The organism is Gammaproteobacteria bacterium (genome assembly GCA_013696315.1).
Taxonomy (GTDB): domain Bacteria; phylum Pseudomonadota; class Gammaproteobacteria; order JACCYU01; family JACCYU01; genus JACCYU01.
In genome coordinates, this window is the sequence record JACCYU010000273.1 from 1 (window position 1) to 11,960 (window position 11,960).

10 protein-coding genes are annotated in these 11,960 nt (G+C 58.0%); 5 read left to right on the forward strand and 5 right to left on the reverse strand.

Annotated features, from left to right (window positions below; all coding sequences use genetic code 11):
• On the forward strand, positions 1-767 hold a 767-nt coding region (locus tag H0V34_15305), incomplete at its 5' end, for a kinase/pyrophosphorylase (protein MBA2492983.1).
• 28 nt (positions 768-795) lie between these two features.
• Here the strand turns inward: H0V34_15305 and icd are convergent.
• The 5 genes from icd to phaE all read right to left on the reverse strand — a co-directional run bounded on the left by icd (position 796) and on the right by phaE (position 7,759).
• Positions 796-2,142: an NADP-dependent isocitrate dehydrogenase gene (gene icd, locus H0V34_15310; protein ID MBA2492984.1), complete on the reverse strand. Its 1,347-nt coding sequence runs from the start codon at positions 2,140-2,142 to the stop codon at positions 796-798.
• 132 nt (positions 2,143-2,274) lie between these two features.
• Entirely contained in the window at positions 2,275-3,579 is a 1,305-nt protein-coding gene (gene aceA, locus H0V34_15315) for an isocitrate lyase (GenBank protein ID MBA2492985.1), read from the reverse strand.
• A 189-nt stretch (positions 3,580-3,768) separates the two neighbouring features.
• Positions 3,769-5,361 carry a malate synthase A gene (gene aceB, locus H0V34_15320; protein MBA2492986.1) on the reverse strand — a complete coding sequence of 531 codons (1,593 nt, stop codon included), beginning with the start codon at positions 5,359-5,361 and terminating at the stop codon, positions 3,769-3,771.
• Positions 5,362-5,461: 100 nt separating this feature from the next.
• Complete coding sequence (locus H0V34_15325) at positions 5,462-6,529, reverse strand: class III poly(R)-hydroxyalkanoic acid synthase subunit PhaC (protein MBA2492987.1); 1,068 nt, start codon at positions 6,527-6,529, stop codon at positions 5,462-5,464.
• A 3-nt stretch (positions 6,530-6,532) separates the two neighbouring features.
• On the reverse strand, positions 6,533-7,759 hold the full coding sequence (gene phaE / locus H0V34_15330; protein ID MBA2492988.1) for a class III poly(R)-hydroxyalkanoic acid synthase subunit PhaE: 1,227 nt from the start codon (positions 7,757-7,759) through the stop codon (positions 6,533-6,535).
• Between the two features lie 334 nt (positions 7,760-8,093).
• On the opposite strand from phaE, the gene H0V34_15335 reads away from it, so the two are divergent.
• From H0V34_15335 to phbB, 4 genes are all read left to right on the forward strand, one after another.
• The gene (locus H0V34_15335; GenBank protein ID MBA2492989.1) at positions 8,094-9,278 is read left to right on the forward strand and encodes an acetyl-CoA C-acetyltransferase; all 1,185 of its coding nucleotides are present in this window, start codon (positions 8,094-8,096) and stop codon (positions 9,276-9,278) included.
• Between the two features lie 5 nt (positions 9,279-9,283).
• Entirely contained in the window at positions 9,284-10,033 is a 750-nt protein-coding gene (locus tag H0V34_15340; GenBank protein ID MBA2492990.1) for a beta-ketoacyl-ACP reductase, read from the forward strand.
• Between the two features lie 132 nt (positions 10,034-10,165).
• On the forward strand, positions 10,166-10,663 hold the full coding sequence (phaR, locus tag H0V34_15345; protein ID MBA2492991.1) for a polyhydroxyalkanoate synthesis repressor PhaR: 498 nt from the start codon (positions 10,166-10,168) through the stop codon (positions 10,661-10,663).
• A gap of 221 nt (positions 10,664-10,884) precedes the next feature.
• On the forward strand, positions 10,885-11,637 hold the full coding sequence (gene phbB, locus H0V34_15350; GenBank protein MBA2492992.1) for an acetoacetyl-CoA reductase: 753 nt from the start codon (positions 10,885-10,887) through the stop codon (positions 11,635-11,637).
• The last annotated feature ends 323 nt before the right edge of the window (positions 11,638-11,960 follow it).

Below are 11,960 nucleotides of genomic sequence, written 5' to 3' on the forward strand. Positions count from 1 at the left end.
CGCTGGGGCACAGCCTGCTGGCGCAGTTCGAAGGTGTGGAATTTCGAGAATTTACCATCCCATACGTAGACAGCCGTGAGAAGGCCGCCTCTGTCGCCGAGCAGATTGACCGCGCCGCGGATCAGGACGGCCGGCGACCGATTGTCTTCAGCACCCTGGCCGATCCGGAGCTGCGCTCGCTGGTGGTCAACTCCAAAGGCCTGATACTGGACCTGTTCCACGCATTTTTGAACAGTCTCGAAATGGAACTGGAAGCGAAACCGCTGGAGCGCGGGGAACGCTCGCACCGCCTCACCGACGCGCAGAAATACGAATCGCGCATGGACGCCATCAACTTCTCGCTGTTGCACGACGACGGCGCCTACACGAAACATTATGACCGCTCGGATCTAATCCTGGTCGGTGTATCCCGTTCGGGCAAGACACCGACCTGCCTTTATCTGGCGATACAGTTCGGCATTCGCGCGGCCAATTACCCGATTACCGAGGAAGACCTGGGCCAGGGCGCGCTCCCGCGCATGTTAAGACCTTATGTCGCCAAGCTTTACGGTCTGACCACCACCCCGGAACGTCTGCAGGGCGTGCGCACCGCCCGTCGCCCCAACAGCCGCTACGCCTCCCTGGAACAATGCGCCTACGAAATCAAGGCTGTGGAAGACCTTTATCACGCGAAAAGTATACCGTTTCTGGATACAACCACGCGCTCGGTCGAAGAGATCGCCACGCGCATTGTGCAGGAAACCGGGCTGCAGCGACACGCTTACTGAATGACGCGCATCAAGGCGCAGGCATAAGTCATGCGTCAGACTCGGCGTCCATGTGCTCGATGACGGCGTCGCCGAAGCCGGATGTCGTCACCAGGGTCGCGCCGGGCATGAGCCGTTCGAGGTCAGCCTCCACCGCGCGGGCACTGTCTACGCGCGTGCCGCGCGCGGCGAATCCGGCGCGCGCGCGGGCCAGATCGTAAGTGACCGTCTTGGCCGCGATCGCACCGCCTACGCCCCGCATAATCAGATCGGCGGCCTCGGTCCAGCCGATATACTTGAGCATCATCTCGGCGGACAAAATGATCGACCCGGGATTGACCCTGTCCTTGCCCGCGTATTTCGGCGCGGTGCCATGCGTCGCTTCGAACACGGCGACGAAATCGCCTATGTTGGCGCCGGGCGCGATGCCAATGCCACCCACCTGCGCCGCGAGCGCATCGGAGATGTAATCGCCGTTGAGGTTCAGGGTGGCGATAACGTCGTAGTCCTCCGGCCTCAGCAGGATCTGCTGCAGGAAATTATCGGCGATGACATCCTTGATGACGATTTCACGATCGGTGACCGGATTTCTTATGCGGCGCCAGGGCCCGTCGTCGATGAGTTCCGCGCCAAATTCGCTGGTCGCGACCTCGTAACCCCAGGTGCGAAAAGCGCCTTCGGTATATTTCATGATATTACCCTTGTGCACCAGGGTAACGGAGCCGCGATCGTAATCGACGGCGTACTGAATGGCCTTGCGCACCAGCCGCGCGGAGCCTTCGCGCGATACCGGCTTGATGCCCAGTCCCGAACTGTCCGGAAAGCGAATTCCCGTGACACCCATGTCGTGAAGGAGAAACTTGATGACTTTCTTGACCTCGTCACTGTCGGCCGGCCACTCGATTCCGGCGTAGATGTCTTCGGTGTTTTCGCGGAACACCACCATATCGGTCGACGCCGATTCCTTCATGGGCGTCGGCGTGCCGGCGAAGAAACGGATCGGTCGCACGCAGGCATACAGATCGAGCTTCTGGCGGATCGCGACATTGAGCGAGCGCATGCCCTCGCCTACCGGGGTGGTTAACGGACCCTTGATCGACACCACGAACTCGCGCATCGCATCTTGCGTCTCTTCCGGCAGCCACTGATCCTTCCCGTATATCTCCAGCGCCTTCTCGCCGGCGTAAATCTCCATCCAGACAATCGAACGATCTCCCCGATACGCTTTCTCAACCGCCGCGTCCACCACGCGACGCATTACCGGCGTCACGTCGATGCCAATGCCGTCGCCTTCGATATAGGGAATGATGGGCCGCTCGCTGACATCGAGCGTGTTGTCGGAATGGGCCATGATAGGCGTGCCGTCGGCAGGCCGTGAAATATTTTTGTACGTCATTATCAATCTTAAGGGATGACCCGCGCGCCAGGCACGTATGAGGGCTGTCGCGCGATTGCGCGCCAGCCGTCGGCACGCATCGGACTATGCCGGTAACGGGTGATATCCGTCACCGGCACGCCGTAATGCCTGCTATTTGCTGGCCGCCTTGGGGGCGCCGGTGTCGAACTGATCTTCTTCTGTCGAACCGCTTAACGCGCCCAGATTGGAGGCGCCGCCGGTGACCGTTGAGGCCACGGCATCGAAGTAGCCCGCGCCGACCTCGCGCTGATGCTTGGTCGCCGTGTAACCGCGCGATTCGGAACCGAACTCTTTCTGCTGGAGTTCGACATACGCCGTCATGCCCTCGTCGCGATACTTGTCCGCGAGATCGAACATGCTGTAGTTGAGCGCGTGGAAGCCGGCCAGGGTAATGAACTGGAACTTGTAACCCATGGCGCCAAGTTCACGCTGGAAACTGGCGATCTGAGAATCGTCAAGGTTCTTGCGCCAGTTGAACGACGGGGAGCAGTTGTACGCTAGTAACTGATCCGGGAACTCCTTGCGGATCGCTTCGGCGAAGGATTTTGCGAACTCCAAATCCGGCTTGCCGGTTTCGCACCAGACCAGATCGGCGAAGGGCGCATACGCCAGGCCCCGCGAAATGGCCTGCTGCAAACCGTTCTTGACCCGGAAAAACCCTTCGAACGTGCGCTCGCCGGTCAAAAACGGCTTGTCGTTCTCGTCCGCGTCGGTCGTAATCAGGTTGGCGGCTTCCGCGTCGGTACGCGCCAGTAGCAAGGTCGGCACGCCCATCGTGTCCGCGGCCAGCCGCGCCGCGACCAGTTTAAGAATCGCTTCCTGAGTGGGCACCAGCACCTTGCCGCCCATGTGTCCGCATTTTTTCGCCGAGGCGAGTTGATCCTCGAAATGCACACCGGCCGCGCCCGCCTCGATCATGCCCTTCATCAATTCGAAGGCATTCAACACACCGCCGAAGCCGGCTTCCGCATCCGCGACGATGGGCAGAAACCAGTCGATTTCGTCTTTACCTTCGGCGTGATAAAGCTCGTCGGCGCGCTTGAACGCGTTGTTGATCTTGCGCACCACTGTCGGGACGCTATCGACAGGATAAAGGCTTTGATCCGGGTACATCTGAAAACCGCTGTTCGCATCCGCGGCAACCTGCCAGCCGCTCAGGTAAATCGCGTTTAAGCCGGCCTTGGCCATCTGCATGGCCTGATTGCCGGTCATGGCGCCGAGCGCATGCACGTAATCGTCGCTATTGATGCGTTGCCATAACTTTTCGGCGCCACGCTTAGCCAGGGTGTGCTCGATGGTCACGGTGCCGCGCAGTCTTTCCACGTCGGCCGCCTTGTAGCCGCGCTGCACGCCTTTCCAGCGCGCATTCCTAGCCCAGTCCTGCTCGATCGCGTTGATCGTTTCCTGTTTGTTCATGACTTTCGTATCCTCCAGAATTGTCCTTGCCTACTGCCTGAGTTGCACCCTTAAAAATGAACCGTTACAGAACATAGATCAAGTATACGCTAGGCGTTGAACCGTAGTTATCACGATCACGCAGTACGGCTAGTCGCGTAAAAAACTATCCGGACCCGCGCTGATCGGCCGATAGTCCGCAAATATCACTCAAGCCCTCAAGGTCAAAAATTCCGCGAAACGATCATCGGTGACCAGTCTGCGTAGCAACTCTGCCGCAGCCGGCGCATGGCTTTTCTCGAACCCGTCGTCACCGAGTTCCGCACGAATCAACGCCAGCTCGCGCGTTAGCGCGTGCTCGAACAATTCCGCGGTCACCTTGCGTCCGTCGCTCAGCACACCCTTGGGATAACGAATCCACTGCCATAGCTGGGCGCGCGCAATCTCGGCGGTCGCGACGTCTTCCATGAGATTATGAATCGGCACCGAACCCTGCCCACCCCTCCAGGCGGCGATGTAACGTAACGCCGCGCAGACGTTGCCGGTGAATCCGGCCTCGGTGATTGCGCCTTCCGGAATCGCAAGCAAGTCATGTGCCGTGATTTCCAGGTCACCGAGCTGCCGATGTTTCTGACTCGCCTCTGGCATGTAACGATTGAAAATGTCTTCCGCCACACGAACCAGTCCCGGATGCGCGACCCAGGTGCCATCGTGTCCGTTGCGCGCTTCGCGCTCCTTGTCCGCGCGGACCTTGGCGAGCGCGCATTCGTTGGCCTGGCTGTCGTCTTTGATCGGAATCTGCGCCGCCATGCCGCCCATGGCGTGGGCGCCGCGTCGGTGACACGTTTTGATCAGCAGCAGCGAATACGAATTCATGAAATGCGCCGCCATCGTCAACTGCGCGCGATCCGCCAGCACGTACTCCGGATGCTTGTGGAAACACTTGATGAAACTGAAGATGTAGTCCCAGCGGCCACAGTTGAGCCCGACCACGTGATCGCGAAGTTCGTACAGAATCTCGTCCATCTCGAATGCCGCCAGAATCGTCTCGATCAGCACCGTAACCCTGATGCTGCCAGGCGGGAGACGCAGATACTTTTCCGCGAACTTGAAGACATCATTCCAGAGCCGCGCCTCGACATGATTTTCGAGTTTGGGCAGATAGAAGTACGGCCCGCTGCCGCGCTCCAGCAGCGAATGCGCGTTATGAAAGATATATAAACCGAAATCGAGCAGCGCGGCGGGCACCGGCAACCCGTCAAGCAGCACGTTTTTTTCGGGCAGATGCCAGCCGCGCGGTCGCACGATCAAGGTAGCAACCTCGTCGTTGAGACGATACTGCTTGCCCCGGTTGTTGGTGAACTCGATGGACCCGTTGACGGCGTCGCGTAGATTGATCTGCCCCTGCATGGTGCCCGCCCAGGTCGGCGCATGAGCATCCTCGAAGTCAGCCATGAAAACCTTCGCGCCGGAATTAAGCCCATTGATGATCATCTTGCGATCGACCGGGCCAGTAATTTCCACGCGACGATCCTGCAAGTCCGCGGGCGGTGGTGCAACCTGCCAGTTCGACGCACGAATTTCCGCTGTCTCTTCCAGAAAGTCGGGCATCACACCGGCGTCCAGCAAGGTCTGCCGTTCCAGCCGGCGCGCCAGCAGTTCGTCTCGTCGCCCGGTGAAGCGCCAGGCCAGCGCAGCGATGAAATCCAGCGCGGCCGGCGTGAGTATTTCCTTGAATTGCGAAGTCAGTTGCCCGGTGAGTTCCACTGCCGGTGACGACTGCTCATACGCCTGAGTAGCCATGGTGGCTGCTTCTCCTTAAAGTTGATTAACGTTATGTAAACGAAGCGCGGCCATGCGGCAGCGCAATAAAAGTGTAACTGAATTAGTATGAATGACCCAACTATTTTCTCCTGTCCAGCCACTCGCCAATCGCGGGTGGCACCGTTTTTTGCGATCTGCCGCTCACGTAAATGCCAATGTGGCCACCGGGAAAGTCCAACTCGCTGTAGTCGTCCGTGCCCACATAGCCCTTGAGCGCGATGCTGGCGGGCGGCGGCACGAGATGATCCTGTTGCGCGTAAATATTCAGCACGGGCATGGTCACATTCTTGAGACTAACCTTGTGTGCGCCGAGCTGCACTTCGCCCTTTATCAATCGATTGTTCTGGTAAAAGTCCTTGATGAACTGGCGGAACGTTTCGCCCACCTGATCCGGGCTGTCGAATATCCACTTTTCCATGCGCAAAAAATTGCGCGCCTGGACTTCGTTATCAAGCTGATTGACCATGTCCAGATACTTCTGCCCCATCAGCCGGAAGGGTTTAAGCGACAGGAACATCCAGTTCATAAGGTCGCCCGAGACATTGCCCATAGTGTTCACCAGCAGGTCCACGTCGATGTCCCGCACCCAGCGACTCAGCAGATCGCCCGGGGTCTGAAAATCTACTGGCGTCACCATCGTGATGAGATTCTTGACCTTGTCGGCATGCATCGAAGCGTAGCAGAGGCTGAACGCACCACCCTGACAGATGCCCAGCACATTCACCTGCTCGACACCGTGGCGGCGACGCACGACATCCACGCAGCGGTCGATGTAACCGTTGATGTAATCATCCATGGTGAGGCAACGATCCGCGCGATCCGGGTAACCCCAGTCGATCAGATAGACATCCTGCCCGGCATTAAGTATGCCGCGCACCAGCGAGCGATCTTGCTGCAGGTCGGCCATGTACGGGCGATTGACCAGCGCATAGACGATGATCAGCGGTATCGGATTGCTGGCTTCGCCGAAGGGCGAAATGTAGCGGTGCAAGGCCAGCTTGTCTTCACGATAAATGACCTCGGTGGGCGTCGCGCCCGTGCTTATCTCGTCGATATTGCCAAGGTTTTGCAGGCCCTGGCCGAGCTTCTGGTTGAACTCCAGCAGTTCCTTGGCGGCGAGGTCAGGACGTATTTGAACGGGGATCATGGCTTAACTCCTGAGTTCGCTGTTGCGCGCGGCGGCACTTGATCCGCTTTTCTTCTTTGTCGCGAATTTGGATTTCGTGGATTTTTTCCCTTTCGCTTTCGTCTTGGCCTTAGCCCTGGTCGCCTTGGTAGCCGGTTTGTGTGCCGCACTGTCGGATGCGGATCCGGTGTCCGCCTTGCGGGCCGCGCCGTTGGTCCGCGCCCGCGCCTCCTCCATCTCGTGCCTGAGCGATTCGATCTCCGCGCGCAACTGCTTGGTTTCACGCCTGACTTCGTGCAAGCGCTGATGCAGGGTATCGATCTCGCTGCGCGTCGGCATATTCATGGCGCCAAGCGACTCGTCGACCATCATGGTGCCATGCCGCTTGAGGGCCATCAGGCTGTTCACCAGACGACCGTATATCGCGCCGTATTTCTCCGTATCGACGTACTCGCCATAGGCCTTTTCGCAGCTATCCACCCACAGATCGTACATTTCACGCAACGAGGATACGGGCTGGTTGTCGGCCACGCGTTGTTCGAGCAGCCGTTGCAGCGCCTCGACACACTTGACGCCGATCTCGCCATAAGTCGCGACGTAATCGTGCAGGGCCTGCTGATAGTCCAGGGTGAGTTTGGCAAGCGTCTGGGCCTGCTCCTGCTGCTCGCGCATCTGCCCGACGGCGGGGGTCGACAACATCTGATCCACCCGCTCGTGCATTTCATCCCGCACCTGGCGCACGCCGGCTACGTTCATGCCATGCAGAAAATCGCCTGGCAATATGGATGTGGAAGCGACAGCATGTTGCCACGTATTGAGCGGCAACTCCCAGAAGGCGATGGCCTGACGCGCGACACCGCCCACATCAGGCTTGTTGCCGCCAAACATGTCTTTCAGGCCGGTTAAGGTGGTACTGACGGCGTCCTGCCAGCGTGCGGCGGACTCGCCCACCGCGGACGCCTGCTGAAAGGCCTGGTTCATGCTATCGGTCATCTGGAAATAGACCTTGCCCTGATTCACCAGGCGCGAATAGAAGTCGTCAACTGACGGCTGCGTACCGGGCTGCATTGTCTTCCACCATTGCTCCAGTGCCGAAACCCATGGGTTACTATCCAGGGGATTACCGCTCAGACCCGCGCTGCCAAAGGCGGGCGGTACAGCGCGCGGCGCGAAGCCTTGCAGCGCCTCCTGGTACTGACGTTGATAGTCGAGCATCTGATTCGTCCAGATGTTGAAGGGATTTTCATTCATGTTGAGGGGACCTCCTGAACTGCGGAACAGACGTGCGGGGGCCAGCTTGAACGGATACTTGGCGCCTATCGACTTCACCGTAACACGGGCGATTGTGCGCCGCAACAACGAGATCAGTTGCGCCCGTCGATGAATTGTTGATGGCGAAAGTATGGCATCACATGGCCAGGTCTGATAGCGTTGCAATACCCTATGTTTAATAGGTCTAGAGTTAAACATATTCTTCCCACTATTTCACATCAGATAACGGGCACATCAGATGCCGGGTACATCGATAATCGGTACATCGATAACCGGCACATCAATAAAAGCGCACAACCTTTAGGAGCAGCAAATGAAAGAAGAGATAGTCGTAGTCGCCGCTGGGCGTACCGCTATCGGCTCGTTCGGCGGCAAATTATCCTCCCTCCCTGCCAGCACGCTCGGCGCCAAAGTCATCGCGGAACTGCTCGCCCGATCCGGTATCGAGCCAGATCAGATCAGCGAGGTTATTCTCGGACAGGTGCTAACGGCTGGCGTCGGCATGAACCCCGCGCGTCAGGCCAGTATCGGCGCCGGCCTGCCCCACTCGGTGCCGGCGATGACCATCAACAAGGTCTGCGGCAGCGGGCTTAAGGCGGTCCACCTGGCGACCCAGGCCATTCGCTGTGAAGATGCCACCTTTATCGTCGCCGGCGGCCAGGAAAACATGAGCCTGTCGCCACACGTGGTGCCGAACTCGCGCACCGGCCAAAGAATGGGTGACTGGCCGCTCAAGGACACCATGATTTATGACGGACTGTGGGACATCTTCAATAACTATCATATGGGCGGCACGGCGGAGAACGTAGCCAAGAAATATGGCATCAGCCGTGAAGAACAGGACGAGTTCGCCGCCACCTCCCAGCAACGCACTGAAGCGGCTCAGAAGGCCGGTTACTTCAAAGAGCAGATCATCCCCATCGAGGTGCCGCAACGCAAAGGGGATCCCGTCGTGGTCGACGTGGACGAGTTCCCTCGCCACGGCGCAACGGCGGAGGGCCTGGGTAAGCTAAAGCCCGCTTTCGCCAAAGAGAACGGCACGGTCACCGCGGGTAATGCTTCCGGCATCAACGACGGCGCGGCGGCCGTCATCGTCACGACCCGCGCGCACGCCGACAAGCTCGGTCTCGAACCTCTGGCGCGTATCGTGGCTTACGCCAATGCCGGCGTTGACCCGGCGATCATGGGCACCGGCCCGATACCCGCAAGCCAGCGCTGTCTGGAACGCGCCGGCTGGCGCGCGGAGGATCTGGACCTGGTAGAAGCCAACGAAGCTTTTGCGGCCCAGGCGATCGCGGTCAATCGCGATCTGGGCTGGGATCTGGAAAAGGTCAACGTCAACGGCGGCGCGATCGCGCTGGGCCATCCAATCGGCGCCTCTGGCGCGCGCATCCTCGTGAGCCTGCTGTATGAAATGAAACGCCGTGACGTCAGCAAAGGCCTGGCAACGCTTTGCATTGGTGGTGGTCAGGGTGTCGCTCTGGCCGTCGAGAGGTAAATCAAATGAAAATCGATCTAAACAATAAAGTGGCGCTCGTAAGCGGCGGCACCGGCGGCATCGGCAGTGCGATTTGCAGAGAAATGGCTGACGCCGGCTGCAAGGTCGTAACTAATTATCGTAATGAAGAGAAAGCGCGGAAATGGACGGAGCAATGCAAGAAGGACGGCTACGAAATACGCAGTTTCCAATGCGACGTCGGTGACTTCGACGCGTGCAAGGAACTCGTCGAAACCATTGAAAAAGACATTGGCCCGATCGATATACTGGTGAACAACGCCGGCATCACCAAGGACACGACCTTGCGCAAGATGTCGCAGGAACAATGGAACGTGGTGATTAACACGAATTTGAACAGCGTGTTCAATTTGACCCGGCACGTCATCGAGGGCATGACAGAACGCGGATTCGGTCGCGTGATCAATATTTCATCCATCAACGGTCAGAAGGGTCAGATGGGGCAAACCAATTACACCGCTACCAAAGCCGGCATACACGGTTTCACCAAGTCGCTGGCGCAGGAAGTCGCGCGTAAAGGCGTGACCGTCAATACGATCTCGCCCGGTTACATCGCAACCGAGATGGTCATGGCGGTACCCGAGGAGACACGCAACAAGATCGTTTCGATGATCCCGACCGGGCGGCTGGGCGAACCCGAAGAAGTCGCGTATATCACGACGTTTCTCGCCTCGGACCTTGCCAATTTCATTACCGGCGCCGACATCTCAATCAATGGTGGTCAACACATGTACTAGGCAGCAACGACGGCAGCTACGTCGTTATGTAGTAAAATAGCGCGGCAAACATCGGGAGCGTCTTGCGGTATCCGTTGAACTGGTCAATGGGTTCCGCTTGCGGGTAACTGATAACATAATCAATGAATCAATATGGCAACTAAAGCGGGACAGATACGAATAATTAAAAAGTATCCCAATCGGCGTTTGTATGACACTGAGGTCAGCCGCTACATTACGGTGGCCGACGTTCGTGAGCTGGTCATGCGGGGCGGAGAGTTCAAGGTGGTCGACGCGAACTCCAACGCCGACATCACCCGCCCGACCCTGTTGCAAATCATTATGGAGCAGGAAGCCGGCGGTGAACCCTTGTTCACCGCCGATATCCTCTCCAAGATGATTCGATTCTATGGCGACTCAGTGCAGGGCGTATTTTCAAGCTATCTGGAAAAGAGCCTGGAGCTATTCGTGGAGCAACAGTCGCAACTGCAGCGACAAGTTCGCAACATGATAAGCGGCAACACGCCGTTCGAACTGATGGCGGACCTGACGCAACGCAATCTCGAAATCTGGCGCGACATGCAGCGCAATTTCCTTAAAGCCGCCGGGGTCAAGGCACCGCCGCCGGAACGTGACAAGACCGAAGAATAGGATAAATCATACGGGTCGGCTCGCCTCACGGTCACCTGCTAAACACCTGTAGCAGCACGCTTTTCATGACTTTTCTGGCGCCTGGACGAGGCTGAGCACCGCTTCTCGCGCCTTGACTTGTTGCTCTGCTTATAATATTTTGCATCGCAACAATCTCACTCGCATACCAGCGCGCAGGCCAATGCCTCGCCGGTTGTAGCGCGTCAGGAGGATTTAACAAGATGAGTCACGCTAAAAAAAGGGTAACACTGGTGACCGGGGGCATCGGCGGTATAGGTACGGAAATTTGCAAGCGCCTTGCGCAAGGAACCCGCACGGTAGTGGCAGGCCATCTGCCCAGCGAACATGGCGAGGCGGAAGAATGGCAAAGCATGCGCCGGGCGGAAGGTCTTGAGATCGAATTAATCGACGGAGACGTCAGCTCTTTCGATTCCAGCGCAGAGATGGTGCGCAACGTTCGGAAGCGTTTTGGAGAGATCGACATCCTGGTGAACTGCGCCGGAATTACTCGCGACAAGACCTTGCGCAAGATGGAGCCGGATCACTGGAACGCGGTGCTCACTACCGATCTCGACAGCGTATTCAACGTTACCCGTCAGGTTGTAGAGAGCATGATGGCGCAGGGTTTCGGCCGCATTATTAACATATCTTCCGTCAACGGGCAGAAAGGCATGTTCGGTCAAACCAACTATTCCGCGGCCAAGGCCGGCGTGCACGGTTTTTCCATGGCACTGGCGCAGGAAGTCGCGAGTAAAGGTGTCACGGTCAATACGGTGTCGCCGGGTTATGTTGAGACCCGCATGACAGCGGCGGTGCCCGAAGACATCCGCAACACCATCGTCGCCGGTATTCCGCTGGGACGAATGGCGACACCGGCCGAGATCGCTCATGCGGTAGCGTTCCTGAGCTTGGATGAATCGGGCTATATCACCGGCATCAATCTGCCCGTCAATGGCGGGATGTACATGAGTTGATGCAATGTCGATATTACAGGCAGACGCACGCTTTCTCGAAAGCTCGACCTGATTTTTGAGAAAACTCCCTCCGATACGTTTCGGCGTATACCAGGTTCCCCTACCCATTCGGGTAGTGGCTTTTACTTTTGATCGCCTCGATTTCCCACGAGTCGCCTATAGCGACGACCCTGCATACGCAGCGCTAACGTGCACGCTAGTTGTTCAATCCCAGGGTGTCATGGTATAAGCGATTTTAGCATCGATAAGGAGGCACTATGGGACAGGTTTTACACGGCAGTGCCGCGACTACGCACGCAGTGCGAGCGGCGATACAGCGATCG

Excerpts from the sequence above, each read along its gene's own strand:
- phaE (MBA2492988.1), bottom strand. The coding sequence starts at position 7,759 with ATGAATGAAAATCCCTTCAACATCTGGACGAATCAGATGCTCGACTAT.
- aceA (MBA2492985.1), bottom strand. The coding sequence starts at position 3,579 with ATGAACAAACAGGAAACGATCAACGCGATCGAGCAGGACTGGGCTAGG.
- H0V34_15335 (MBA2492989.1), top strand. The coding sequence starts at position 8,094 with ATGAAAGAAGAGATAGTCGTAGTCGCCGCTGGGCGTACCGCTATCGGC.
- aceB (MBA2492986.1), bottom strand. The coding sequence starts at position 5,361 with ATGGCTACTCAGGCGTATGAGCAGTCGTCACCGGCAGTGGAACTCACC.
- phbB (MBA2492992.1), top strand. The coding sequence starts at position 10,885 with ATGAGTCACGCTAAAAAAAGGGTAACACTGGTGACCGGGGGCATCGGC.
- H0V34_15325 (MBA2492987.1), bottom strand. The coding sequence starts at position 6,529 with ATGATCCCCGTTCAAATACGTCCTGACCTCGCCGCCAAGGAACTGCTG.
- phaR (MBA2492991.1), top strand. The coding sequence starts at position 10,166 with ATGGCAACTAAAGCGGGACAGATACGAATAATTAAAAAGTATCCCAAT.
- H0V34_15340 (MBA2492990.1), top strand. The coding sequence starts at position 9,284 with ATGAAAATCGATCTAAACAATAAAGTGGCGCTCGTAAGCGGCGGCACC.
- icd (MBA2492984.1), bottom strand. The coding sequence starts at position 2,142 with ATGACGTACAAAAATATTTCACGGCCTGCCGACGGCACGCCTATCATG.